The organism is Sphingobacterium yanglingense, assembly GCF_004363245.1.
Taxonomy (GTDB): Bacteria; Bacteroidota; Bacteroidia; order Sphingobacteriales; family Sphingobacteriaceae; genus Sphingobacterium; species Sphingobacterium yanglingense.
On sequence record NZ_SNYV01000014.1, the window covers coordinates 148,781 to 173,979 of the forward strand.

General features: G+C 40.4%; 23 protein-coding genes. 11 read left to right on the forward strand and 12 right to left on the reverse strand.

Features of this window, described 5'->3' with window-relative positions:
• Positions 1 to 23: 23 nt before the first annotated feature.
• The 7 genes from CLV99_RS11850 to CLV99_RS11880 form a co-directional block, all read right to left on the reverse strand.
• Complete coding sequence (locus CLV99_RS11850; protein WP_133584720.1) at positions 24 to 1,697, reverse strand: DNA polymerase/3'-5' exonuclease PolX; 1,674 nt, start codon at positions 1,695 to 1,697, stop codon at positions 24 to 26.
• Positions 1,698 to 1,988: 291 nt separating this feature from the next.
• Positions 1,989 to 3,308 carry an NAD(P)/FAD-dependent oxidoreductase gene (locus tag CLV99_RS11855; protein WP_133584721.1) on the reverse strand — a complete coding sequence of 440 codons (1,320 nt, stop codon included), beginning with the start codon at positions 3,306 to 3,308 and terminating at the stop codon, positions 1,989 to 1,991.
• A 177-nt stretch (positions 3,309 to 3,485) separates the two neighbouring features.
• A complete protein-coding gene (locus CLV99_RS11860) occupies positions 3,486 to 3,818 on the reverse strand; it encodes a 2Fe-2S iron-sulfur cluster-binding protein (RefSeq protein WP_133584722.1) in 333 nt (110 codons plus the stop codon).
• Positions 3,819 to 3,927: 109 nt separating this feature from the next.
• Positions 3,928 to 4,932, reverse strand: a complete 1,005-nt coding sequence (locus tag CLV99_RS11865; protein ID WP_133584723.1) for an NAD(P)/FAD-dependent oxidoreductase — start codon at positions 4,930 to 4,932, stop codon at positions 3,928 to 3,930.
• Between the two features lie 4 nt (positions 4,933 to 4,936).
• Positions 4,937 to 5,374 (reverse strand): MarR family winged helix-turn-helix transcriptional regulator, encoded by a 438-nt coding sequence (locus CLV99_RS11870; RefSeq protein ID WP_133584724.1) that lies wholly within the window; start codon positions 5,372 to 5,374, stop codon positions 4,937 to 4,939.
• An 86-nt stretch (positions 5,375 to 5,460) separates the two neighbouring features.
• On the reverse strand, positions 5,461 to 6,201 hold the full coding sequence (locus CLV99_RS11875) for a hypothetical protein (RefSeq protein ID WP_133584725.1): 741 nt from the start codon (positions 6,199 to 6,201) through the stop codon (positions 5,461 to 5,463).
• A 399-nt stretch (positions 6,202 to 6,600) separates the two neighbouring features.
• Positions 6,601 to 6,996, reverse strand: a complete 396-nt coding sequence (locus tag CLV99_RS11880) for a hypothetical protein (protein ID WP_133584726.1) — start codon at positions 6,994 to 6,996, stop codon at positions 6,601 to 6,603.
• 246 nt (positions 6,997 to 7,242) lie between these two features.
• Here CLV99_RS11880 and CLV99_RS23230 point away from each other — a divergent pair, with 246 nt between their 5' ends.
• The 5 genes from CLV99_RS23230 to CLV99_RS11900 all read left to right on the forward strand — a co-directional run bounded on the left by CLV99_RS23230 (position 7,243) and on the right by CLV99_RS11900 (position 12,748).
• Complete coding sequence (locus CLV99_RS23230; RefSeq protein WP_162850101.1) at positions 7,243 to 7,386, forward strand: hypothetical protein; 144 nt, start codon at positions 7,243 to 7,245, stop codon at positions 7,384 to 7,386.
• Between the two features lie 47 nt (positions 7,387 to 7,433).
• Complete coding sequence (locus CLV99_RS11885; protein ID WP_133584727.1) at positions 7,434 to 10,934, forward strand: DEAD/DEAH box helicase; 3,501 nt, start codon at positions 7,434 to 7,436, stop codon at positions 10,932 to 10,934.
• A gap of 15 nt (positions 10,935 to 10,949) precedes the next feature.
• Positions 10,950 to 11,642 (forward strand): hypothetical protein, encoded by a 693-nt coding sequence (locus CLV99_RS11890; RefSeq protein ID WP_133584728.1) that lies wholly within the window; start codon positions 10,950 to 10,952, stop codon positions 11,640 to 11,642.
• Positions 11,643 to 11,796: 154 nt separating this feature from the next.
• Positions 11,797 to 12,438, forward strand: a complete 642-nt coding sequence (locus CLV99_RS11895) for a hypothetical protein (protein WP_133584729.1) — start codon at positions 11,797 to 11,799, stop codon at positions 12,436 to 12,438.
• A gap of 91 nt (positions 12,439 to 12,529) precedes the next feature.
• Positions 12,530 to 12,748, forward strand: a complete 219-nt coding sequence (locus CLV99_RS11900) for a hypothetical protein (protein WP_133584730.1) — start codon at positions 12,530 to 12,532, stop codon at positions 12,746 to 12,748.
• A 41-nt stretch (positions 12,749 to 12,789) separates the two neighbouring features.
• On the opposite strand, the gene CLV99_RS11905 is transcribed toward CLV99_RS11900, so the two are convergent.
• Positions 12,790 to 13,785 (reverse strand): acyl-ACP desaturase, encoded by a 996-nt coding sequence (locus tag CLV99_RS11905; protein ID WP_133584731.1) that lies wholly within the window; start codon positions 13,783 to 13,785, stop codon positions 12,790 to 12,792.
• A gap of 787 nt (positions 13,786 to 14,572) precedes the next feature.
• Here CLV99_RS11905 and CLV99_RS11910 point away from each other — a divergent pair.
• The gene (locus CLV99_RS11910) at positions 14,573 to 15,988 is read left to right on the forward strand and encodes a glycoside hydrolase family 125 protein (RefSeq protein ID WP_133584732.1); all 1,416 of its coding nucleotides are present in this window, start codon (positions 14,573 to 14,575) and stop codon (positions 15,986 to 15,988) included.
• Positions 15,989 to 16,067: 79 nt separating this feature from the next.
• The gene (gene murI / locus CLV99_RS11915) at positions 16,068 to 16,880 is read left to right on the forward strand and encodes a glutamate racemase (RefSeq protein WP_133584733.1); all 813 of its coding nucleotides are present in this window, start codon (positions 16,068 to 16,070) and stop codon (positions 16,878 to 16,880) included.
• A gap of 42 nt (positions 16,881 to 16,922) precedes the next feature.
• Here the strand turns inward: murI and CLV99_RS11920 are convergent, their stop codons facing one another.
• Both CLV99_RS11920 and CLV99_RS11925 read right to left on the reverse strand, forming a co-directional pair.
• Positions 16,923 to 17,339, reverse strand: a complete 417-nt coding sequence (locus CLV99_RS11920) for a SufE family protein (protein ID WP_133584734.1) — start codon at positions 17,337 to 17,339, stop codon at positions 16,923 to 16,925.
• A 60-nt stretch (positions 17,340 to 17,399) separates the two neighbouring features.
• A complete protein-coding gene (locus tag CLV99_RS11925) occupies positions 17,400 to 18,623 on the reverse strand; it encodes a cysteine desulfurase (RefSeq protein ID WP_133584735.1) in 1,224 nt (407 codons plus the stop codon).
• Between the two features lie 576 nt (positions 18,624 to 19,199).
• On the opposite strand from CLV99_RS11925, the gene CLV99_RS11930 reads away from it, so the two are divergent.
• Together CLV99_RS11930 and aroQ are read left to right on the forward strand one after the other, a co-directional pair.
• The gene (locus tag CLV99_RS11930) at positions 19,200 to 20,831 is read left to right on the forward strand and encodes a gliding motility protein RemB (protein ID WP_133584736.1); all 1,632 of its coding nucleotides are present in this window, start codon (positions 19,200 to 19,202) and stop codon (positions 20,829 to 20,831) included.
• Positions 20,832 to 20,992: 161 nt separating this feature from the next.
• Positions 20,993 to 21,409 (forward strand): type II 3-dehydroquinate dehydratase, encoded by a 417-nt coding sequence (aroQ, locus tag CLV99_RS11935; protein ID WP_133584737.1) that lies wholly within the window; start codon positions 20,993 to 20,995, stop codon positions 21,407 to 21,409.
• Here the strand turns inward: aroQ and CLV99_RS11940 are convergent.
• Complete coding sequence (locus CLV99_RS11940) at positions 21,406 to 22,602, reverse strand: multidrug effflux MFS transporter (RefSeq protein WP_133584738.1); 1,197 nt, start codon at positions 22,600 to 22,602, stop codon at positions 21,406 to 21,408. The two genes, aroQ and CLV99_RS11940, sit on opposite strands and share 4 nt — an antisense overlap.
• 45 nt (positions 22,603 to 22,647) lie before the next feature.
• Positions 22,648 to 23,508: a prolipoprotein diacylglyceryl transferase gene (gene lgt, locus CLV99_RS11945; RefSeq protein WP_133584739.1), complete on the reverse strand. Its 861-nt coding sequence runs from the start codon at positions 23,506 to 23,508 to the stop codon at positions 22,648 to 22,650.
• Positions 23,509 to 23,622: 114 nt separating this feature from the next.
• Here lgt and CLV99_RS11950 point away from each other — a divergent pair, with 114 nt between their 5' ends.
• Positions 23,623 to 24,738 carry a M42 family metallopeptidase gene (locus CLV99_RS11950; RefSeq protein WP_133584740.1) on the forward strand — a complete coding sequence of 372 codons (1,116 nt, stop codon included), beginning with the start codon at positions 23,623 to 23,625 and terminating at the stop codon, positions 24,736 to 24,738.
• Between the two features lie 46 nt (positions 24,739 to 24,784).
• Positions 24,785 to 25,108 carry a DUF3467 domain-containing protein gene (locus CLV99_RS11955; protein WP_133584741.1) on the forward strand — a complete coding sequence of 108 codons (324 nt, stop codon included), beginning with the start codon at positions 24,785 to 24,787 and terminating at the stop codon, positions 25,106 to 25,108.
• The last annotated feature ends 91 nt before the right edge of the window (positions 25,109 to 25,199 follow it).

Below are 25,199 nucleotides of genomic sequence, written 5' to 3' on the forward strand. Positions count from 1 at the left end.
TCGGGATGGCTTTTTAATTATCTTTATATTTTTGCTTTTCGATCTGCAAAAAATCTGGATATCTCTTCCAGTGTGAATGCATTGAGACATTTTTCTTTTGTCAATCCGCCTTTACGCGCTATATGGATTCCATAGTGCATATCCAGGAGGCCTTCTGTGCGGTGTGCATCTGGATTTATTGACAGTAGTACGCCTTTTTCCAAAGCGTAGCGGTGCCAACGCCAGTCCAGATCGAGACGCAGCGGGTTGGCATTGATTTCGATTACAACACCGTTTGCAGCACAGGCATCTATTACCTTTTTGAAGTCTAAAGGATATCCAGCCCTAGATAACAGTAGGCGACCGGTGGGGTGCCCCAAGATGGTTGTATACGGATTTTCAATAGCTTTGATTAATCGAGCAGTAGCCTTTTCTTCATCCATCTTTAGGTTACTGTGTACTGAAGCGACTACGAAATCAAACTGCGCTAATATGTCGTCCGAATAGTCCAAAGAGCCATCGGATAGAATATCACTTTCTATCCCTTTAAAAATCTTAAATGGAGCTAGTTCCTGGTTTAGTTTTTCTACTTCTGCCCACTGTTGCTGTAGGCGTTCTTCCGTCAGACCATTGGCGTATACAGCGGTCTTGGAGTGATCACAGATGCCGAAATAGGAGAGGCCTAAAGCGTCTTTACAGTAGAGTGCCATTTCTTTTAAGCTATGTACACCATCCGAGTAGGTGGAGTGATTGTGCACAGTACCTTGTAAGTCTTCAAACTCGATTAGCTTTGGTAGGTTATGTGCTTTTGCTAAGCTGACTTCGTCTAGTCCTTCACGTAATTCGGGAGTGATGTAATCGAGCCCTAGGCTTTGATATATTTCTAGTTCTGTAGGTGCTGATGGAATTGTTGGGCTTGATGATTTTAGGAGCTCGAGGTGTGCTTCTGAGCCAGTACGTATCAGCCAATTCTGAGCAAAATTTTCCTTGCTTGTGGTGTAAACGACAAATGGGCAACTGTTTTCATCTTTGAACGATATGCTGTCCTCTTGGTCTTCGATCTTTAGCTCGTTATTTAGTGCTATGATGGCAGCATTGAGGTCATTCCGTTGTGCGTCAGTAATTAGTTCCACTTGTTCTAATACCTCACATTTTCTACGAAAATCTCCAGTAAATTCCACCTGATTGTCGGGAAGAGCAGCTCGTAATTGGGTCAAGACGGTATTTGCTGAGTTTTCAACTCGTGCATATAAGAACCATCCTTGATTAGCAAGCGAGAATTCGATTGCTTTTTTGATGTCTTCTTGAGTTTTTAATCCAAAACCTTTGGCTTCTATAAGTCGGTTTTCATTACAGGCATAATAGAGTTCTCCTACGGTTTCGATATCTAGGTCGTTCCAGATAATCTGTACTTTTTTTGGCCCCAGTCCTTTTATTTTTAACATGTCTAGGATGCCTTCCGGTGTCTTTGCCAATAGCTCGTCGAGTTCAGGGAAGGTTCCTGTAGTGATTATCTGTATTACTTTTTCAGCAGTGCTTTTCCCGATTCCTGGCTGCTCACTGAGCTTTTCTAGACTCGCTTCTGCAGCTTGAAAAGGGAGCTTGTCTATTTTGAACGAAGCACTGGCTATAGCTTTGCTGCGGAAAGGGTTTTCGTTGTGTAATTCCATTAACTGTCCACAAAGCTTGAAGGTGCGTGCTATCGTTTTATTATCCATGTCTATATAAATTTTGAAGGTTGTCCAAAGTTAATAAAATCTTCAGCAGATTCCAGTCCTCGTGTGGGATTTGAGCATAGGAGACCTAGGAACTGCGCTTGCACCATGGCGTCACTGGAGCAACAAATAAGATACAGCTTTGATTTTTGTCAAACTTTTGATTAAGCAAAATTGCAAAGCAATCTCCGAAGGAAACTTTGTTGCCCAGCGCCGGCAAAGAGGCGCAAAAAACTTCCTTATCCTATATCTTACAAAAAATGGGCTATCTTTGAAATAGCCCATTTTCTTGTCTTATTTTACTTTTTCCTCTTTTTCTTCGTTACTGACCGGTAGTGGTCTGTTGTAACGATTTACGATCAATCGGATTCCTGAGTTTTTGGTTAAGAATTTGATTGACCAGTTGACAAAGGTTACTACTTTGTTACGGAAACCGAAAATCGATACTAAGTGTACGAACATCCATGTTAACCAAGCGATAAAACCTTTCATGTGAAGTTTCCCCATATCAACAACTGCTCTGTTGCGACCTACGGTAGCCATTGAACCTTTGTCGAAGTATTTGAAATTCTCTTCGTTTGGTTTTCCGGAAAGGATATTCATAATATGCTGTGCCACATATTTACCTTGTTGCTGAGCGGCAGGCGCTACTCCAGGAAGACCTCGTGGAGTTTCTTCTGTGATCATAGCTGAAACGTCACCAATAGCGTAGATGCCGTCGAATCCTTCTACCTGACATTGGCCATTGGTGCGGATGCGGTTACCTCTTTCTATGTAATCTGCATGGATACCCTCAGGGAATTGCCCTTTCACACCAGCACCCCAGATTACTGTTTTAGTAGGAATACTTTCACCGTTGTTGAATGTGATGGTATTGCCATCGTAGCCGGTTACTTGCGTATTGAGCATGACCTTAACGCCAAGTTCTTTCAGGTAACGCTCTGCATCACGTGATGATTTTTCAGAAAGTGCACCTAAAATTTTGCCTGTTCCTTCTACCAAATATACTTTCATTTCGTTTTCTGAAAGCTCAGGGTAATCTTTTTTCAACATGTGAAGCTGGATTTCGGCGATAGCGCCAGAAAGCTCAACCCCTGTTGGTCCACCACCCACTACAACGAAGTTAAGGTAGCGCTCGCGATCGGAAATGTTTTTACGAAGAACAGCCTCTTCTAGATTTTGTAAGACATAGCTACGGATATTCAATGCCTCTTTGATGCTTTTCATCGGAAGTGAATATTTTTCAACTTCAGCATTGCCAAAGAAATTGGATGTCGCTCCTGTAGCGATGACTAGATAATCATAGTCGTATGTGCCTACTGAAGTGTGGACTTCTTTCTTTTCGTTATCGATGCGTAGTACTTCAGCCATCCGAAAGCGGAAATTTTGCTGTGACTTAAACATTTTACGAATAGGGAAGGAGATTGCATCTTCAGCCAATGTACCGGTCGCCACCTGATACATCAAGGGCTGGAAAGTATGGAAATTGTTTCGATCGATCAATACGACTTCTACCTCTTTGTCCTTAAGCTTGCGCGCAACTTCCACACCTCCAAAGCCTCCACCAATAATGATTACTCGAGGGAAAGAACGTTCTGTACGATTCAACAACATATATCGTTAGTTTTATTGTTTTAAATTTTAATGCAAATATCTTAAAAAAATATAATATTTCAATAGTAAAATTTTATTGATATCGTCTTATTTTTGCGATTAAAACACTGTTGTCTACTATGTGAAGGCCTTTCTAGTTGTTTAAACAATGTTAGCTTAGTGTTTTTTTTACACTATTTATTGTAAAGCTCCTTTTAACTTGATCGATAGTCCGTTGTTGTTGTCTGTCAAATGAATTTGACAGGCTAATCTACTGTTATCATCTGCATCAGGTAGGGTGTCCAGCATGTCAAGTTCCTGATCTTCAGGTTCAGGTAAGTTGTCTCCGCCCGATTTGATTTCTACATGGCATGTTGCGCATAGTGCCATTCCTCCACACGTAGCTAAGACTTCGTATTCAGATGCTTTTAGGATTTCCATCAGATTTAAGTTGACATCTGTGGGGACTTCAACGGTCGCTGTGCTACCATCTCTGTCTTCTATTTCTATTTCAATGATATGGTTGTTCATTTTTTATGTTATATTGTTATCAAGTTATCTTGTTAACATGTTATCTAGTTTCTAGCCAATTTGATTAAATCTTGATAACCTGTTCACTTGATATCTTGTTCACCTTTTTCTAAAATGCATGCACTCCGTTTACGGTCGTATATTTAAAGCTCAATTTTTGATCAGGGTATACGTATTTAAAGGCCGATTGTACCATTAATGTCGCCTCATGATAGCCACATAGTATCAGTTTTAATTTGCCTGGGTAAGTATTGATGTCACCGATTGCGTAGATACGCTCGACATTGGTCGAGTAGTCAAATGTATTTACTTCAATGGCATTTTTGTCGATGTTCAGTCCCCAGTCTGCTATTGGACCTAATTTTGGTGTCAGTCCATATAGCGGGATCAGATAATCGGCATCCAGTAAATATTCCTCTTTACTTTTGTTGGCGACCTTTACTTGTGATAGGGAACCATTGCCGTGTACGCTGAGTAGGTTGTGCGAAAGTAAGAGATCTATTTTTCCTTTCTGTGCCAGGTCGTATACTTTGTCTGCCGAATCTGGTGCTCCGCGGAAGCTGTCACTACGGTGAACTAAAGTTACCTTTTTTGCGATATCGCTTAAGAATATGGTCCAATCGAGGGCCGAGTCGCCACCGCCAGCGATAACGAGTGTCTTGTCACGATAGGTTTCTGGATTTTTGACCATGTAGTCAATTCCCTTCCGTTCGAATGTATCAACGCCTTCCAATTCGGGTTTCCTGGGTTCAAAACAACCTAAACCGCCAGCTATTGCTATGGCTTGACAATGTACCTGCGTATTATCAGACGTGATGACTATATAAGATCCGTCCTCTTGTTTTTCGACTTTCTCTACGCGCTCGCCTAATGTAAATGTAGGTGCGAACGGCTTTATCTGTTCCATCTGATTGTCTATCAGCTCTTGGGCTTTTACTATTGGGTATCCAGGTATATCGTAGATGGGTTTGTGGGGATATATCTCGGAGAGCTGTCCACCGACCTGTGGTAGTACGTCGATCAAGTGACAGCGCATTTTTAACAAACCGGCTTCAAATACTGCGAATAGTCCAACAGGACCAGCACCTATAATGCAAATATCTGTTTGTATCATGATACTATTTTTGGGTTAAGTTATCGTATATGGTGTTTAATATCCTAGTGAAATGGGCAAAGTCTTCTTCGTTTAGATTTTTCCATGCCTGCATACGGAAATCGGCAACTTTGGGAGCGATTTCCTGTATTTTGTCTTCTCCTTTTTTTGTGATGTGTAGGCGTAAAGACCTGCGATCGGAGGGGTGACTGATCCGTTCAGCAAATTCTTTTTTTATCAATAGATCAATGATTCTTGTTAAGGTAGGCTGATCTTTGCCACATAGTTCGGCCATTTCCTTGTTGCTTAGGGATGGGTTTTCGTATATCGTACGGAGAACTATCCACTGATCTACGGTAAGGTCAAACTGTTGTTCGGCAAAAGCGGTCTGCGCGTACTGTTTCACCTTTCTCGCGGTTCGGTCGAGAATAAAAGAGTATTGATTGTAACTTTCGTTTAGCATAACAATAATTAGTGTGACAAATATAATTATTGCTTTTCATAATTTAAAGAAAGTTGGTCATATGTAAGTAATAGTGGATTTATATATTAGAGATTATAAGCTGCGATGATACCAACAGGGTTTAAGTCTTCTGAATTTAATAAGAACGTGTAGCTTCCGTTTTTGGTGATGTAAAGAATCGAAAGGGAGACTACTATACTGTCGTGATGCTTGTCCTGTCGCTCGAAGATGAGTGTCTGGGGATCTGTTCCTTCCCCGTTTTGACTGTATATTGGAAATTCCATTTCGTGGCTACCTATTGTTTGAAAGTTCTTGAATCTAAAATTAAAACCAGCTACTTCGATTTTTAAGATAACGTGGCTACAGTTTTTGGGGATAAAAAAATTGCGTTGCGCGTTAATAGAAGGAAGGGCTATAGAGGTTGTGCCATTGGTCTCGAAAGATACCTTTGGATCAAAATATAGATAGTCATAGAGGTGAGACTTTTCATTGAACTGAAAGTCTACTAGCCTTTGGATGTTTCCTCTTTGCACATGAAGCATTCCTTGGAGTTGTTTTCCATTTCCTCGCAGTACACGTTGCATTTGCTGCTGTAGTCTATTATGCATCCCACTATCATGTATATCCATATGAAGGGGTCTGAAAGCTCTACGGATTAATGCGCCCGCAGAACTAGCGGTTCCAAAGTCGCGGGATGCGGCTTCAGTCCATCTCGTTTGTTGTATTTTGTCGGACGGTTTGGTCTGTACGACATTTTTGTTTCCCACTTTGCGATTGACCAGATTCCCGATCTGACCTCTCAGATATCCATTTTCGATTATTGCCATAAGCTAAATATAAGCATTTAAATATCTGAAAAACAATATTTTGTATTTTTTAATGAATTAAAAAAGTCGAAATACTGGGCATTATGAATTTTGAAATCGGTGGTACTTTACGATTATGAAATTGGTAATTGGATGTGGTGTTAAACTAGTGTAGATATACTAGAGATCTAGTGGAGAACCTATTAAGAAGGTAGCTGTGTACGGGGTGACTATTACATTATAGCAAATTGCTACCGACCTAGACACGCTATCAACTCGGAGAGAACACGGACTCAACACGCAGAGAACCGCTTTTGGAGGTGAATATGCTGTGCCTTATCCGTGAAGGGGTATAGGATAAAACTACCCTGTTTAATATACGATGTTTTGTTGAATAGGGTGGTGGATATTGGATTTCGTTTAGCTTTTTATATTTCCTCTCTTGGCATCAGCTAATTCTTTTTCTAACCGTATGATTTTTTCGGATTGAAGTTCTTTTGTCTCTTCTAGTAGTGCTAACTGCTTTTGTAATAAGCCCATCATTGTATTTGGCTCCGGTTGATGAGAGGTTGTGTTTTCTTCCGCCACGTCTGGATGATGTGGTTTCAGCATATTACCTTTTCCTGTTACTAACCATTCTGCACTTAACTCTGGATAGTTTTCTAATATTTTGGATAAATTTATGTCTGATATTCCAGATTTCTGATGTGAACGGTCTACAAAACCTTTTGCTAAGCCAGTTTTTGATAAAAAATCTTTTGGCCTAATGTTTTGGTTTTCAATAAAATCTATAATTCTTTTTCTGGCTGTATCCAAAATATTTGATATTTATTTGTTTTTATCTAAAATATTGGTCTATCTTTGTTTTGTTGATAAAGACAGTTTAACACTAAACAAAACTAACAAAAAACGCGAGAACAACTATAGGTGTGTTGTCAATGTTTTGTACGCTAAAAAAGATGTTTTGTCCCTGTTTAAATCAACAAAAGATATCCAGTTATGAACTATCCCGGCAATAGGTGTGTGGGAGTAGGTGATAATACTAAAATAAACTAATTGATTATGGAACTAAACAAAGAATTATTGATTGAACGATTGTCTACTAAATTGGAGCTAAGAGGTGCTTTTTTGTATGACTACGGTATTGGAGAGGATGCCAAGGAACATTTGATGGCGAATTTGAAACTCCTGAATACCATGTCATAAAGTCGGTAGCTGGGTCAGCAACCAATTAAAAACTAATACTAAGTCATATGAAAGAGACCGTAGAAACGGACGCTGTAGTGGTGTCCAAGGCCACTGCTTTGCCTAAGCGTAAGGCTTCCGAACCTTTTCTGATTCCTTGGGAGAATGGAGAGCCTTTTAAGTTATCAAAGGAATATTTGTTGACCTTTTATAAGGGGAGTAAGAAAATACCGGACTTATCTTGTTATGGTTCATTTAACGATTTTTATTCTTTGGAGGAATATAGTTTTTCCTTTAAAAAAGGAGATAAAGAGAACTTTACGCTTTATTTTCAGGTCAATAAGAAACAGTTGTCTATAAGTTGTAACTGTGGGTATTCTGTGGTTGGCTTATGCCATCACGCTGCTGCAATCATCTATAATAGATTTGCTTGGCGTTCTTCCTATTACTTCAAGGGATTGTATAGTGAACCCTTATTGACTCTATCGCCGAAGTTTCTAGCGATGTTGAATATTAAGATAGATGCTGACTGGGGGAATGTTGCACTGAAACTACAAAATAGCTCTACCTATGGTAAGGTGTATAACCTGAATATCTCAGAGCAATACGATGCTAACGCTTGGGCTTATAGTCCTGTATCGCTGAGAGGGTTCAAACTCCGACCAGAGGAAGAGACCAAGGTGAAATTTGTTGTGGTGACGAACGGATTACATGAAGGGTTGCCTTATATATTGCCTTTTATAGAAAAGGACAATGAGGGGCGCATTTGGAGTAGGAGTTACCTTTTCCACGAGAATGTTAGCCTAAAGTTGGCAGCGTCTGACTTGTTTAAAGAAAGGGCATGTAAGCGGATCCTGGGGATTGTGGAAGAGAGAGACGGTTTCGCGCAAGCATATGAAATTTTTGCTGCAGATGAGAAGAGTCAACGGGGGCAAAATTCTTTGCGAATTATCGAGGAATGGCGTAGCTTGATTGGATCCTTAGTAGAAGGAGAGCGATTAATTTTCTCAAGTTTTTATGGTTATCCGTCTTCACCTTCTCGTCTTAAGATTAAAAATATGTTGAAGAGAGCAGCCTATTCGGTTGCTATAGCAGATGCTACTGTGAAGATTCAGGTCGAACTAGAAGACCATCCTTCTTACCTGCGGTTGAAATTTAGTGTATGGTATAAGGGGGCCAGAATTGAGTATCCACAATTTTTGTCGGATACCTATTGTTTCTTTTTGGTCGTTAGTGAGGGGTGTGTAGTATTTATTGATGATTTGGATTTGGAAGGTCTGTTAAGGGAGGTTCGGCAGTCTGATTATATCTTGACGGTCTTGGATCGCGACCAAAAGCCGTTTTTGGATAACGAGCTGATTCCTATAGCAAATCGCTATGCGCTGCAGGTGGATGTGAAAGGTAAAAAAGGAAATACCGTCGAGCAGGTGAAAAAGCCAAAGCGGGTTGTGGATGTACGTATGACCGATAGCCATTTGATTGTTGGGATGTCGGTGGAATATGAAGGTTTTGGATCTTATCCCTTGGCACCGCAAGCTACTATGTTGATTCAGATGGAAGAGGGGGGAAAGAGATATCGGTATGCTCATCGTCACCTGACGCTGGAACAGGAATTTTATGATTTCATAAAAAAACAGCATAGTACCTGGCCGATGCAATTGCATGAGCGTTTCTTTTCCGTTGACCGATGGCGTGTAAATTATTCGCAATGGCTAGCGCAGTTTGTTGATCGTTGCAAAGCCGAAGGGATACAGGTTAACCTCGATAAAATTCCTGTAGGAACCTCGTATTACCCGTATCGGTTGCAATGGCAAGTGTCTGATGTGCAGTATGCTGATAACCGCTGTTCGATACGGTTGCGTCCAAGATTTAGAGGGAAAGCTATTCCATTCGCTGAATTTGAGGATATGGTGACCGCTGGTCCTAAGGTTTATCCTTTAGGAAATAATCAGTATGGGGTGATTCAATCTAAAGATATTGCTTTATTTAAACCACTATTCCTAAGTGCTACCATTGAAAAGGATTTATTGGTATTAAACTCGCTACAAATGATATCGTTGCAGACGGTATTGGAGAAAGTTGACCCTAAAATTATTCAGGATAGTATTAAAGAAAGTAGGGAGCGTTTGGCCAAGTTGAATGAAATCCCCGAGCGGTCGATACCTGAAACGATTCAGGCGACGCTTCGTCCCTATCAGATAGATGGATTCAATTGGATGGCATTTTTGCAAGAATTTAAGTGGGGAGGTATTTTGGCTGATGATATGGGGTTAGGAAAGACCTTACAGGTCATCACTTTGCTGGAACAGTATTATACGACGTACGGTGATACGGCAGCGTCATTGGTGGTGGTTCCGAACTCGTTATTGTTTAACTGGCAGTCCGAATACCAAAAGTTTGCCCCATCACGTTTGTTAACCGTATATCATGGTCCTGATCGGTTTGCTATAGAGACTTTCGCCAATAACAGCATTGTATTGACTACATATGGGACGCTGATGTCTAGTGTAGCATTTTTTGAGAAACACGATTTTGCTTATCTGATAATGGATGAGTCTCAAAATGCTAAGAACCGGAATTCGAAACGTTTTCATTCATTGGAAAAAGTCAAGGCACTATATCGGATTGCGATGACGGGGACACCGGTAGAAAATGGTATTCAGGATATCTATGCACAAATGACCCTCGTTAACCCTGGCTTCTTTGGAAATTACCGGGCTTTCAATAAGTCTTATAAGGGGATAGCGGATGATGAAAGCCGAGATGAAACGTTGGGAAATTTACAAAAAATGATACAACCTTTTATGTTGCGTCGTACAAAGAAGCAGGTGGCGCTTGATTTGCCAGACAAAACGGAAACAACACTTCTTGTCGATATGTTACCCGCGCAAAGAAAGGTGTATGATAAATATAGAAAAATATATCAGGGTGAGGTTGCTGATAATTTAAACAGTGCAGATCCTTCAAAATCTAAGTTCGTGGCTATGGAGGCTTTGAATAAATTGCGGCAAATCTGTAACTCGCCCGCGTTATTGAAAGATGAAAGTTTTAATTCAGATTCGATTAAGTTAGACCAGATTGAAGAGATATTGTCCGAGGTTGTTCCTGGACATAAAGTGCTGCTCTTTTCCTTTTTTACAAGTATGCTACAATTGGTTGAAGAGCGTATTAAGGCAAAGGAGGTTGGTTATGCTTATCTCGATGGCAAGCTTTCTCAACAGCAACGGCAAGTGGCGGTAGAACGGTTCCAAGAGGATGAAAGCTGTCGGGTGTTTTTGATTAGTCTGAAAGCAGGGGGGACAGGATTGAATCTAACGGCGGCTGATTATGTTTATATTCTCGACCCATGGTGGAACCCGGCTGTGGAAGCACAAGCAATTGATCGTTGTTATCGCATCGGGCAAGAGAAGCATGTGAATGCCTATAAGATAGTTTGCAAAGACAGTGTAGAAGAAAAAATATTGGCATTACAGGAACACAAGAAGCAATTGGCTGACGGATTGATTTTAGATGAAACGAATTTGATGAAGACGTTGAGCAAAGAAGAGTTGTTGAAATTATTTGACTAATCAAAACTTTGAATTATGGAAAAGATAGAAACAGGTCGTAACAGCTATGCTGGTATGATGTACTCGTCGGATTTTGTGTATTGGTACACTTATCTGAAGCGACGAATAGCTAAGGGATGGTCTTCGGAAGAATTATCCTTCTTATTGGGGAAGGCTCCTTTTTACTACAATGATTTTGAACTTATGCATGTTGTAGAAAATTTTTTGCAAAGTGAACGTACTATGTTGGATCGGATTTATCAAGATTCTACTGTGGAGCCTATTATGCCTGTCCGAGAGTCGTACGAAACTAATGAGGAACGTTTAATCCGAGTCAATATCGAAGAAGGAGATTTTTACCGGGAATTTGAACTGACTGTTCCTTGGACTTTTACACCTGAGCAGCATTACAAGGAGGCTGGCGTGTGGAAGTCTAGAAAGTATACGCTACCCGAGTTAACTTTTAAAGAATGGCTATTGGACGAGAACTTGGAAATGGTCTCTGATGCGACTATTGATATTCGTCATAAATTGAATAGGCTTCTTGAGAAGGGAGAGCTAAAGGAAGGGAAATCGGCAATAGAGCTGTTTCGAGAGGTGGAATTTACAGGACGGGATAATCTTAAAATATATCCGAGGCACCTTAAAGATGGATTGTATAACTTGATTAAAGCAGGAAAGGTGTATGTGCGAAATGTGAATGGTCGATATGTCTTTTTTAAGGTTTGATAGAACGGAGACGTTATTTGGTAGGTTACAAACCTATATTTTATAATGATTCTTAAATAGTTTAAACACGTACGATTTTTTGGGAAATACTAAATATATTGAAATAAACCAATCGCTTCTTAGCTAGTCTATCCTAATAAAGGACCTTATTGGTATGAAGAAACTTATAATTATTCTAGCATTGGTATTGTCATCTAGTCTGCTGTTTGCGCAGCGGGGTACTGTGGATACCGATATTTTTGGCAATCTCCAGTTTAAAACTATTGATGGACAGTATAAAGCAAGTTTAGAGAAAAATATTTTTGATGATCTGGTGTTTACGGATAGTAGGAAGAACAAGCTACATTACGAAAAGAAATATCTCGATAAAATGGAGCCTGGCTTGAGAGGTGATAAGGAAGCGCAGGCCCGTATGCTGAGAAGGTTGGTACGGGAAAATAATAGACATTCGGGATATACGGCCACTTTTAAGATAGATATCTTTGATAAGATGATTATTGAGGACAATAAGGGGTATAAATTAGAAGAGAGTAAGGATATATTTGGTAATACTAATATTCAAGAACAGGTAGGGGGGACGAAGTCGGTATTTAAAAGGAACATGCGGGGCGTATTGGAATATAAGGAAGGTGAAAAGACAGCCTCGCTTGGACAGGATATCTTTGACCGATGGCTATATAAAGATAGTTTCGGCAATGAGATACAATTTGGTAAAGAGACTTGGAAGCGTGTTTTAGAACAATATGGTACTGATGAAAAGTTCTTTTGGGAATTGCTTGATCGCTGGTTTTACTGAAATAAAGGAATACTAGGTGAACAGCTATTAGCTGATTTGTTATATTAAAAGGGCTTTGTTAACTTTGATTAATAAGATAATAGATAAAGTTATGGCGACAGTTATTGAAAATGAAATGCTTAGCTACTTTACTCAATTGGATGAGTCAGAGAAGAGATCTGTTGTGGAATTGCTTAAAACCTTTCTCAAATCGAGAAAAGAAGATAAGACTGTTACCGTAGAAGATTATAACCTGGACTTAATAGAGGGGGAGAAGGAGTTTGAACGAGGAGAGTATATAACTCATGAACAGCTGAAAAATGCTATTTAACAAAAAAAGTCCGTCACGTTTTACGTGACGGACTTTTTTGTTTATCCATATATCCACTTGAACTTGTACTGCAGATCCGGTATTTTGATACGGTCAGCTAGTCTCGTTAAGCGATCTGGTAGTTTCATTAAATAATCTCTGGCCTTTTCGCCCTGTTCGTTTAATCCCGATACCTGGTCAATTTTCCATTCTGTGATAAGCTCTTTCAGAATGTCGACATAATCTAATGCTGTATAGACATCCAGACGTTGTGCTGCATCTGAGAAATGTGCGAAAGCTCCACCTTGGGGGCCGCCCGATTCTCTTAAGAAATGGGCAGGCATCACGATTTTCTTACGCATCATATCTTCAAAGGCCAACATAACTTCGCTTGGATCTACGGTCAATGCTTTTGAAATGAATGACATATAGGCCTTGGCATGCCTTGCTTCATCGGCAGCAATGACTCCACACATTTTGGCCAATAGTTTATCACCGCTCTTTTTGGATATACCAGCAACTCTACGATGCGAGACGTTGGTAGCCAGCTCTTGGAAAGAGGTGTATATAAAGTTGCGGTAAGGATCGGCACCTGTACCAATATCAAAACCATCAGCGATTAGATATTGTGTGCTCATCTCAAATTCGCGCATGTTTATTCTACCGGAAAGGTAAAGGTATTTGTTAAGCAAGTCCCCATGTCTGTTTTCTTCTGCTGTCCAGGCACGGACCCATTTCATCCAGCCTCCCTGTTCATTTTTCTCTACATCTTCGACCATGGTCAACCAAGATTCGTAGGTTGGAAGGGCCTCTTCGGTAATGGTGTCACCAATTAATACCGCTACTAGGTCATAAGGGAGTTCCTTTGCGCTTTCCTGTAGGTCGCGGACTTCTTCAAAGAAGGTGCTGCGTGAGGCATCGGGCAGAAAATCTGCTGGTTGCCACATTTGCTCTACGGGCTTAAGATACTCACTCATCTCATTGAGCATGAAGGGCTCTAAGTAAGTCATTACTTCTTTCCGAGATCCTTCTGGTATATTTAAGGGTTGTTCTTGCATAATTAATACAAAATTAATTAAAATGCTTAGCATTCACGAATGGATAGGAAAAAAGCTTGATTTAAATATTGTTGTGTAGATTTTTTAAAAGAACCATTCTTTGCGCCTCTATGCCGGCGCGGGGCATTAAACTTTTGCTTGATCAAAAGTTTAACAAAAATCAAGACTGCGTAGCCTATGTTCAACCCGGCGAGTAAAGCTATCTTGGCGGGTTCCTAGGTCCCCATTGCGCTTGCCCGTTCCAAGGACTGGAACCCTTGTCTATTGCACAATGTACAATAATGCTACGATAGCTTTACTGCCTTAGTTTCCATATGCTACAAGGTCATTTTTTATTCGGTTTGCGTTAGCTGTTCGTAATTTCTTTCTTTTTAGCAAATGTCACCTTGGTGGCTTGCCAATTGTAGTGATAGTGATTCGTTGTTGAAAGCTGGCACAGTGACGACTTTAGCTTCGCTGAGCTACACTTCGTTCCGTTTTTTGTGTACTTTTTTGTGGAAAAAAAGTACAGGCTAGTCACAGCCTGAGTGACAAAAGAAAACGTTCTTTAAAAATCCCATTCATTTTACCTATTGCTCACAAAAAGCAATTGACAAAATCTATTTCATATGAGTACCAATGTATGCTAAAACGTTTTTACTGTTGTGGTTTTAAATAATTAATCGCATCTTGCTATCAGAAATTGAGCCATAAACAAAACATAAATTATAATGAAATACTCCTATTTTGAGAAATAAAAACACATAAGAGTATTCCATATGACCCTTAAAAAGCTACTTAAACACATATGAAACGCAGAACATTTCTACAACAGACCGCCGTATTAGGAGCAGGCGTCCTGGCGAGCAAACTTTCTTTTGCGAACGCAACAAATACTTTTCCTACCGTACGTGTCACTGCCGACAAGAGACATTTCAGCAGCACTGTTGTTGAAAATGCGATAAAAGAATTTCAGAAAAACGTCAAAAATCCAGAATTGGGCTGGCTATTCAACAACTGTTTTCCCAATACACTCGACACGACGATATACGACGAATCTACCGCAAATAAAAAGCTGACCTACGTGATCACTGGTGATATTGATGCCATGTGGCTTCGAGACAGTAGCGCACAGGTTTGGCCCTATATACCTTTTATGAAAAAGGATCCCAAGCTCAAAGACCTTATCTTAGGCTTAATCAATAAACAATCGCAATGCATCAATATCGACCCTTACGCTAATGCCTTCTACAATGATCCGACCAAAAAAGGAGAATGGTTTTCGGACCATACCCAGATGAAGCCCGGAATACACGAACGCAAATGGGAAATTGATTCACTATGCTATCCGATCCGACTGGCACATCGCTATTGGAAGGAAACAGGAGATACCACGCCGTTCGATGCTGATTGGGTCAAAGCGCAGGAAAACACTTACAAGACCTTCGTAGAACAACAACGTAAAGAGAATCTAGGTCCTTATAACTTTTCACGCACCACATCCCGTGGTACAGACACCTTACAGGTAGATGGTTGGGGATATCCTGTCAATCCTGTGGGACTGATATGTTCTAGCTTTCGCCCTTCCGACGATTGTACCATATTCTTGTTTTTAATTCCATCCAATCTATTTGCCATAAAGAGCTTACGTCAATCTGCAGAAATTCTAAGAAAGATCAACAACAGCGAACTGGCGGGAAAAATGGAAAGCCTAGCCAATGAGGTAGAACAAGCGGTACAGAAATATGGTATCATCGACCACCCACAACATGGGCGCGTATACGCATTCGAGGTTGATGGATTTGGAAGCTATATGATGATGGACGACGCCAACGTGCCTTCACTTCTTGCTCTTCCTTACCTGGAGTCTGTAGATGTAAAGGATGAGGTATATCAACGGACGAGAAACTATATACTATCGAAAAGCAATCCCTTCTTCTTCAAAGGCACAGCCGCAGAAGGAGTCGGAGGGCCACATATCGGTCGCGATATGATCTGGCCGATGGCCATCATTATGCGGGCGTTTACTTCAACAGATGATAATGAGATACGCAATTGCATCAAGACATTAGCGTCTACCCATGGCGGAACCGGCTTTATGCACGAATCCTTCCATAAAGACGATCCAACAAAATTCACCCGTCATTGGTTCGCTTGGGCCAATACACTCTTTGGTGAACTCCTTTGGAAAACCTATAAAGAAAAGCCACATTTATTGGTTTAATATAACGAGAGATTAACTTTTTTTAAGGAGATTTGTACACAGAAAATAGTACAGATCTCCTTTTTTATTTAGAGAACATATGACGAGTGGTCCAATAGGCATTTTTGATTCAGGTTACGGTGGTTTGACCGTATTTAAGGAGATCCAGAAGCTCCTTCCCCAATACGATTATATATACCTTGGCGACAACGCCCGTGTACCTTATGGCACACGTTCCTTCGAGACAGTCTATGAATTCACCAAGGAGTGTGTATTCAAACTGTTTGAGCAGGGCTGCAATCTTGTTATACTAGCTTGTAACACCGCATCTGCGAAGGCTCTCCGTTCTATCCAACAACGAGACCTCCCTCCGGGAAAGAAGGTACTAGGCGTCATTAGACCTACGACAGAAGCCGTAGATAAATATACCAAGAGCAATAAAGTAGGAATATTGGCTACACAAGGCACCGTATTGTCAGATTCCTATAAAATAGAAATCAACAAGTTCCACCCGGAGATTGAGGTATTCCAATATGCTTGCCCATTCTGGGTTCCCTTGGTGGAAAACAATGAAATCCAAAGCGAGGGAGCACATTATTTTATACAGAAAGACATCGAATCCATATTATCCCTTTCGGAGAATATAGATACACTCGTCTTAGCCTGTACCCACTATCCCTTGTTATTACCTATTATTGAACAATATGTGCCAGAGGGCGTAACCATCTTATCACAGGGTAAACTCGTAGCGAAAAGTCTGGAAAATTATTTAGAAAGACATCCAGAAGTAGAGGATGCCTGTAGCAAAGGTCGGCACATGACCTTTTACACAACGGACAGTGCCGAAGATTTTGAACAGAAAGCAACCATATTTTTTGGAAAAACTATTACTGCAGAACATATTAAAGTATAAAAAAAGCCCTAGGATATTTTTAGCGCTTTTTTATACTATCTTCTATTTATTCTGTAACGCCAGAGCGTACAGTTTCATTTGCTTGACCATCGACAGCAACCCATTTGCACGGGTCGGTGACAAATGCTCTTTTAAACCTATCTGATCAATAAAATAGAGATCCGTATCCAAAATCTCTTTCGGACTATGTCCGGACAGCACTTTGACCATCAAGCTCACCAATCCCTTTGTAATCACGGCATCACTATCAGCCGAAAAATACAGCTTGCCCTCGTTGAGTTCAGGATACAGCCATACCTTAGATTGACAACCTTTAATAATATATTGTTCCTGCTTGTGTGCTTCGTCTATTAGTGGTAACTCTTTGCCCAATTGGATGATATACTCATATTTTTCCATCCAATCGCCATAAAATGCAAAGTCGTCTATTAATTCGTCTTGTATTTCGTTTATAGTCATTTTTATTAATTTAGAGCATCAATCCGTAATAGGAACCATACTAATTAACCCATTCGCAACTTACCGCAACATATTCAATGCCCGTTCCAGCCCTGCAACCAAGATATCTACATCTTCCTTTGTATTATACATAGCCAGACTCGCACGCACCGTACCAGGGATCTCAAACTGATCCATAATCGGTTGCGCACAGTGATGTCCTGTTCTCACTGCGATCCCCTGTTTGTCAAGAATTACACCAATATCATAAGGGTGCACACCGTCTACGACAAAAGATAGTACCGACGATTTCTTATCAGCCGTACCTATAATACGTAACCCTTCCAGTCCCTCCAATTTCTCCGTAGCATAAGCCAACAACTCATCCTCATAGGCCTTTATATTATCAATACCGATAGCATTGATGTAATCAATAGCAGCCGCCAAACAAATACCAGCTTCAATATTCGGTGTTCCTGCTTCAAATTTGAAGGGCAACTCATTGTAAGTTGTTTTTTCAAAAGAAACATCCTTGATCATATCTCCACCACCTTGGTAAGGGGGCATTGCATTCAGCCATTTTGCTTTACCATATAGCACTCCTACTCCTGTAGGAGCATACATCTTATGTCCAGAGAACACCAAGAAATCAACATCCAATTTCTGAACATCAACCGCGATATGCTGTACCGCTTGAGCTGCATCCAATAATACAGGGACGTCATGCTGATGCGCTATAGCGATAATTTCCTCTACAGGATTGATAGTTCCTAGTGCATTGGAAACATAGGTTACAGACACAATCTTCGTTCTGTCGGAAAACAGTTTCGCATAGGCATCCATATCCAACATACCACGCTCATCCATAGGAATGACCTTCAGCACACAGCCTTTTTCATCACACAACATCTGCCAAGGCACAATATTCGAATGGTGCTCCATAGCCGAAATGATGATTTCATCCCCTTCACCAATAAAAGCCTTACCGTAACACTGCGCAACAAGGTTAATACTATCCGTCGTACCCTTCGTGATAATCACCTCCACCTCTTCTTTAGCATTAATAAAGTCTTTGACTTTACGTCGGGTAACCTCAAAAGCATCCGTAGATATTTGGCTCAAATAATGAACACCACGATGCACGTTAGAGTTCATGTCAGAGTAATAATGAATGATGGCATTGATTACCGATTGTGGCTTTTGCGTAGTCGCACCGTTGTCCAAATAAACCAAAGGCTTACCATTCACCTCCCGTTTCAACAATGGAAAATCAGCACGTACTTTATGGATATCAAATGTTTTCAAGACGTTTCTAAGTAAATTTTAAGGTACAAAGTTACTATATATATAACCAAATAGTATCAAGACAGTGTATTCTTTTTGGTTTTACGGTATAGAATAATGTTATGGAAGGTGTATCATTTTTTAGGAACAAATAATTTATGCATTCATAGCCATGTAGGTTTAGTTACTTTTGATCAAGCAAAAGTAACTAAGAATCAAGACTGTGTAGCTTATGTTCATCATGGCACGTAAAGCTATCATGGCGGTTTCCTAGGCCTCCAACGTTGCTGGCCATCACAAGGCTGGAAATCCTTATCTACTGTAAGATGTATATTTGTGCTACGATAGGTTTACGGCCTCAGAATCCATATGCTACAAGGTCACCTCTATTCGGTTCCTATGAGCTACACTTCGTTCCGGTTTTTGTGTACCTTTTTTTGCAGAAAAAAAGTATTGGCCAGTCACTGCCTTAGTGATAAAAGTAAACCTTCCTTTGAAATTACCTGTTTTAATGTGTTTCAAAAAAAAAGTTACCTTTGCCAGGTGAGATGGGAATAGATTTTGATAGTAATAATAGAAATTTTAAAGAAATAGAATATGAATAGAAAGATTACCACTAGTTTATTAGTTGCACTTTTGTCTTCGATGGCAACGCTTACAGTACGAGCGCAAGTTAGTAATCAACCCTATTCATTTCAACAGACTCAAAAGTATAGTGATATCTTGTACAGCCCGGAGTTTCGTTTACATACGGCTTCTAAGCCCTTTTTATATAAAGGGAGGTTGTTGGAACGTAAGGATTCTCTAGAATCCGCAAATAGCACGGAATCCCAGAATTGGTTTATGCGTAAGTTGTTTAATGAGCATCTGGTGCAGGTCGAGAAGGAGGATCATACTTTTTATATGGATTTTTTGCCGGATTTTCAGATTGGTTCGGAATTGATGGGAGCGGATAAACGTACTACATGGCTGAATGGACGTGGTTTTCAGGCTGGCTTGACTATAGGAGATAAATTGACCTTTTATACTAACTTTTTCGAGAATCAAGGGGTGTACCCACAATATATTGATGATTATGCGATAGCAAATGGTGTGATGCCTGGGCATGGTACTGTTAAAAATCAGTCGAAAAATGTAAAGGACTGGATGTATGCTACGGCTAGTGTGACTTACGATTTTAGTCCTTATTTTCAAACGACCTTGGCGTATGATAAGAACCATATCGGGGATGGTTACCGCTCTATGTTACTGTCTGATTTTTCGGGTAACTATACGCACCTTAAGCTGAGAGGTACAATAGGTAATGTGCAGTATACATCGGTATGGGCTTATATGTTGGATCAGAAGAATCCTAGAATAGATCCGGCAAACCCTTCTGCTAGATTAGGTGATGGTATTAAGTGGGGAGCTTTTCAATATTTAGACTACAATGCAACGAACAGGTTGTCAGTTGGTTTTTTTCAGGCGATTACCTGGGCTAATGAAAACGAAGCCGGACATCGGGGATTTGATTTTAACTACCTAAATCCTGTTATTTTTTTGAGACCAGTGGAGTCTAATAACTCATCCTCTCCGGATAAGATGTTTTTAGGTCTAAACGCGAAGTATAAGGTGTTGAACAATGTCTCGGTATATGGACAGTTTTTATTAGGCGAATTTACGGCTAAGGAGTTCTTCGCTAATAATGGTTATGCCCACAACAAGTGGGGAGCACAGATTGGTGTGAGAGGATTTGATGCTTTTGGTGTTAAAAATCTAAACTTCCTCGGTGAGTATAATCTGGCCCGGCCTTATACGTATCAACACTTCTCTTCGACCTCTAATTATAGCAATCACGGAGAACCACTGGCGCATCCAAGAGGGGCTAATTTCAGGGAGGTTGTAGGTATCGCTAACTATTCCTGGAAGCGTTTTGATTTTTCGCTGCAGGCTTTGTATAGCTTATATGGCACAGATCCTGCTGATGGGGCAAATATGGGAGGTGATATATTTCAATCTTATACAACCATTCCTAATATGTATGGTAATAAAATCGGACAGGGAGTGAAGAATAACTTGTATTATGCCGATGCTAAAGCTGCTTATGTGTTGAATCCGAGGTATAACCTCCGTTTGGAATTGGGATATACCCAGCGTTACCGTAAGATTGAAGATCAGGCCACTCAGAAATCAGGTGTGATCTCTGTCGGATTACGTTCGTCATTCCGTAGCTTCTATAACGACTTTTAATATGCTTTCGCTATAGGGAGGCTGTATGGATGAGGAGTGCTGCAAAATTCATTTTTATATTATGATGTGATTATATTGTATTTAATACTGAATTTATGTAGGTTTATTCTTTAACCGTTTTAATAAAACTATTGGCTCAGGCTGATAATTGTTCTGGATTTATGAAGAAGATATTGATAATGAATGGTCCCAATCTCAATCTTTTGGGCGTAAGGGAGAAAAGTATATACGGCGATCAATCTTTTGAAGGTTATTTTGAGACTTTGAAAGCGAAATACGAATCCTTGGATCTGTATTATTTCCAAAGCAATACGGAAGGTATTCTTATTGATAAGCTTCATGAGGTCGGCTTCGACTTTGATGGTGTGGTATTGAATGCCGGAGCGTATACACACACTTCGGTGGCTCTTGCTGATGCTATAGCGGCTATAAATACGCCCGTCGTCGAGGTACATATCTCTAATGTACATCAACGAGAGACTTTTAGACACCATTCTTATCTTTCGAAAAACTGTAAAGGTGTTATACTGGGCTTTGGTCTGGATAGTTACCGCTTAGCCATCGAAAGTCTGATCTAAGACTTATGTGCCGTTTCGCGCGGTGGTACAGCAAAGAGATGTAATAGCAAAGCGATACACGCACAACTGCACATAACAAGTAGCATAGGGGCTTCTGTGCTGTTGTGGAAGAAACTAACAACTCCTGATGATAGGGCTCCTAATCCCATCTGTAAACATCCTAATAATGCAGAGGCGCTTCCTGCCGCACTTTTAAAGGGAGAAAGTGCCATAGCTGATGTGTTGGGAAATATAAAACCTTGACATAAGAGATAGCCGAAAACTAAAGCGATTAGAATCTGTAGATTCAAGGTATGTGTCCATACGCTTACTAACATCGCAATCCCTACGAGTGCCTGACCACAGTTTGCAACCCTGCTGATTTGGGACATGGTCCAGCGTTTCAAGAATTGACGGTTAAGCTGTGTGGCCAGAATAAGTGCCGAGGCCACAAATGCGAATATCAAACCGTATTCCTTTTTAGAGAGTCCATATAATTCTTGAATAATGAAAGAGGAGCCTGCGAGATAGGCGTATAGGCCTGCGGCTGCAATGGAGCCTATAAGACAATAACTGATAAAGGTTCTGTTTACGAATACACTCCAATATTGCCGGATTATGGCTGGGGGAAGCAATGAAAAATTAGGATTCCCCTTGTAGCTCTCTGGGAGGAAGAATATGGTGCCGATAATGATAAGCACTCCTAAAGCAGCTAGGGTGATAAAAATGTAATGCCAGTCCAGATGCTCCATTAGGAATGCTCCTGCTGATGGTGCTAATATGGGGGATATTGCTACAACGAGCATTAATAGACTAAAAGTACGGGCAGCTTCCCGTGGCTCGTAGTAATCCTGTACCATAGCTCTGGAAGCAACCATTCCGGCACAACTGCCTAATGCTTGTAAAAAACGGAGCGCTATTAGACTTTCGATATCTCTTGTGAATACACAAAGCACAGAGGTCACTATATAGATAAATAGGCCTATGATGAGGGGCTTCTTACGGCCAAATCGATCTAAGAGAGGACCGTAGATGATTTGTCCTATGGCTATTCCAATGAAAAATGCGGTGAGTGATAGCTGGACTTTGTCAATAGAAGTACTGAAGTCTTTGGAAATGGTCTCGAATGCAGGGAGGTACATATCGATTGAGAATGGGCCTATTGCGGATAATAGACCGAGGATCAGCAAGATTAATTTTTTGTTTTTATGCATGTTTATATTCAAAATAAAAGCCCCTTTTGGTAAGGGGCTTCGTGTTTATTTCTTTACAGTGTTGTCTTTTGGTTTTCTAAATATGAAGTATAAACCTATAATTATTAGGGGTATACTGAGTAGTTGTCCCATGTTGAATAGCATGCCCGCTTCAAACTCTTCTTGATTTTCTTTGAAGAATTCCATAACGAAACGTATCGCAAATAATACGGCAAAAAACAATCCGAATAACAATCCTGGTTTTGGACTTTTATTCTTTTGGTACATATTCCACAGTATAATGAATAATATAACATAGCCTATAGCTTCATACAACTGTGCCGGATGCCTAGGTATCATATTTAATTCAGCAGGTCTAAGGCCTGCATTTTCAAATATTACAGCCCAAGGTAAGCTCGGATCTGCTGGTTTGCCAATAATCTCGGAATTGAAAAAATTGCCTAAGCGTACAAAAGCACCTGCTATAGGGACTACGAGCACAAGGCGATCTGCAATCCACAGGAAATCAGTCTTCGTTTTTTTAGCATAAAGGTACAGGGCTATAAGGGTTCCGACTACAGCTCCATGAGATGCTAAGCCTTGGAAGCCTGTAAAGTGCCATTCACCTCGGGCATCGATCTGGAAGGGAAGAAACATCATCCAAGGTTTGGTGATATATTCGTCAAATTCATAGAATAGGCAATGACCGACACGGGCACCAAGAAGTATTCCTACGAAAATATAGATGCTGAGTTTGTCCAGGTCTTCTTGAGTTTTATTTTCTCTTTTGAATACCTTGAGCATCAGTACATAGGAAAGAGCAAACGCTAGAAGCCAACAGAGGGAATAATAACGTATTCCGAAAGAGCCAATTTTGAACAACTCTTGGTCTATATTCCAGTGAATAGCATTAAAGATAAAATCCATAGTGTAATTTTTTGCGAAGTAAACTTAGATAAAATGCTTGGCATTCGCCAATTGTTATTGTATAATTTTAGGATTAACATAATTATTTTTATTTTGTGAGCAAACTAATTAGATATGGCAAAGAAGAGTAGTAAAGAAGTAGAACATAAATCTGTTGTTACGAAAGAATCACTGACATTTTTTGAAAAATATATAAATAACCCTTCACCTACGGGGTTTGAATGGGCAGGGCAAAGATTGTGGCTGGACTATTTGAAGCCTTATGTGGATGATACTTATATCGATAATTACGGTACGGCAGTCGGTATCATTAATCCTAAAGCGAAGTATAAGGTAGTTATTGAAGCGCATGCAGATGAGATCTCTTGGTTCGTTAACTATATCACAAAAGATGGTCTGATCTATGTGATCCGTAATGGTGGTTCTGATCATCAGATCGCACCCTCAAAACGTGTGAACATCCATACGGACAAAGGAATTGTGAAAGCAGTATTCGGTTGGCCAGCAATCCACACGCGCTCGGGCGAGAAAGAGGAAGCTCCAAGTTTGAAGAATATCTTTTTAGACTGTGGATGTACTTCAAAAGAGGAAGTGGAGGCGTTGGGGATTCATGTGGGATCTGTAGTGACGTATGAAGATGAGTTTATGGTACTGAATGACCGCTACTATGTAGGACGGGCATTGGATAACCGTGCCGGAGGCTTTATGATTGCAGAGGTCGCACGTCTATTGAAAGAAAATAAGAAGAAGCTTCCATTTGGTTTGTATATCGTGAATTCGGTACAGGAAGAGATCGGTTTGAGAGGCGCAGAGATGATTGCTGACTATATCAAGCCTAATGTGGCTATCGTGACTGATGTGACGCATGATACGCAGACTCCGATGATCAATAAAATCACACAGGGAGATCTAGCTTGTGGAAAAGGCCCTGTGGTATCGTATGCACCTGCTGTACAGATTAACCTGAACCGTTTATTGATCGATGTGGCAGAGAAAAATGGAATACCTTTCCAACGTCAAGCTTCTTCGCGGTATACGGGAACAGATACAGATGCCTTTGCGTACTCTAATGGAGGTGTGCCTTCAGCCTTGATCTCATTGCCACTTCGTTATATGCACACGACGGTAGAAATGATCCACAAGGAGGACGTAGATAATGTAATCCGCCTTATTTATGAGATGGTATTGACTATTGAAGATGGTCAGGACTTTAGAAGTTTTACGAAATAGTTAATAGGGTTGATAGGGTCTTCTAAACAATAAAAAAAATAAAAATATGAATAATGATAATAATACGCCAAATGGCGAAAATAATGAGATAAGTATTGAGTTGAGCGAAGAGGTAGCTGAAGGAACATATTCTAACCTGGCTATAATCACGCATTCGAATACTGAGTTTGTACTGGACTTTGTCCGTATTATGCCGGGATTGCCTAAGGCAAAGGTTAAGTCTAGAATTATCTTGACTCCAGAGCACGCTAAACGGCTATTAGGTGCATTGCAGGATAATGTAAATCGCTTTGAAGGACAGAACGGTTCGATATCATCTAAGGATGTACCCTTCCCGTTAAACTTTGGAGGTACGAAAGGAGAAGCATAAGAAGGTTCTCCCTCTGGATGAAGCGTCTTGTTTGGCTATGTGTTCTGATGTAATGATAGCGAGACAAGACGTTTTTTTGTATAGATTGGTA

Bases quoted from the DNA above. Each gene is read 5' to 3' on its own strand.
- CLV99_RS11850 (WP_133584720.1), bottom strand. From the start codon at position 1,697: ATGGATAATAAAACGATAGCACGCACCTTCAAGCTTTGTGGACAGTTA.
- CLV99_RS11950 (WP_133584740.1), top strand. From the start codon at position 23,623: ATGGCAAAGAAGAGTAGTAAAGAAGTAGAACATAAATCTGTTGTTACG.
- CLV99_RS11855 (WP_133584721.1), bottom strand. From the start codon at position 3,308: ATGTTGTTGAATCGTACAGAACGTTCTTTCCCTCGAGTAATCATTATT.
- CLV99_RS11870 (WP_133584724.1), bottom strand. From the start codon at position 5,374: ATGCTAAACGAAAGTTACAATCAATACTCTTTTATTCTCGACCGAACC.
- lgt (WP_133584739.1), bottom strand. From the start codon at position 23,508: ATGGATTTTATCTTTAATGCTATTCACTGGAATATAGACCAAGAGTTG.
- CLV99_RS11900 (WP_133584730.1), top strand. From the start codon at position 12,530: ATGGCGACAGTTATTGAAAATGAAATGCTTAGCTACTTTACTCAATTG.
- CLV99_RS11905 (WP_133584731.1), bottom strand. From the start codon at position 13,785: ATGCAAGAACAACCCTTAAATATACCAGAAGGATCTCGGAAAGAAGTA.
- CLV99_RS11865 (WP_133584723.1), bottom strand. From the start codon at position 4,932: ATGATACAAACAGATATTTGCATTATAGGTGCTGGTCCTGTTGGACTA.
- CLV99_RS11940 (WP_133584738.1), bottom strand. From the start codon at position 22,602: ATGCATAAAAACAAAAAATTAATCTTGCTGATCCTCGGTCTATTATCC.
- CLV99_RS11920 (WP_133584734.1), bottom strand. From the start codon at position 17,339: ATGACTATAAACGAAATACAAGACGAATTAATAGACGACTTTGCATTT.
- murI (WP_133584733.1), top strand. From the start codon at position 16,068: ATGACGAGTGGTCCAATAGGCATTTTTGATTCAGGTTACGGTGGTTTG.
- CLV99_RS11890 (WP_133584728.1), top strand. From the start codon at position 10,950: ATGGAAAAGATAGAAACAGGTCGTAACAGCTATGCTGGTATGATGTAC.
- CLV99_RS11910 (WP_133584732.1), top strand. From the start codon at position 14,573: ATGAAACGCAGAACATTTCTACAACAGACCGCCGTATTAGGAGCAGGC.
- CLV99_RS11895 (WP_133584729.1), top strand. From the start codon at position 11,797: ATGAAGAAACTTATAATTATTCTAGCATTGGTATTGTCATCTAGTCTG.
- CLV99_RS11955 (WP_133584741.1), top strand. From the start codon at position 24,785: ATGAATAATGATAATAATACGCCAAATGGCGAAAATAATGAGATAAGT.
- CLV99_RS23230 (WP_162850101.1), top strand. From the start codon at position 7,243: ATGGAACTAAACAAAGAATTATTGATTGAACGATTGTCTACTAAATTG.
- CLV99_RS11930 (WP_133584736.1), top strand. From the start codon at position 19,200: ATGAATAGAAAGATTACCACTAGTTTATTAGTTGCACTTTTGTCTTCG.
- aroQ (WP_133584737.1), top strand. From the start codon at position 20,993: ATGAAGAAGATATTGATAATGAATGGTCCCAATCTCAATCTTTTGGGC.
- CLV99_RS11875 (WP_133584725.1), bottom strand. From the start codon at position 6,201: ATGGCAATAATCGAAAATGGATATCTGAGAGGTCAGATCGGGAATCTG.
- CLV99_RS11860 (WP_133584722.1), bottom strand. From the start codon at position 3,818: ATGAACAACCATATCATTGAAATAGAAATAGAAGACAGAGATGGTAGC.
- CLV99_RS11885 (WP_133584727.1), top strand. From the start codon at position 7,434: ATGAAAGAGACCGTAGAAACGGACGCTGTAGTGGTGTCCAAGGCCACT.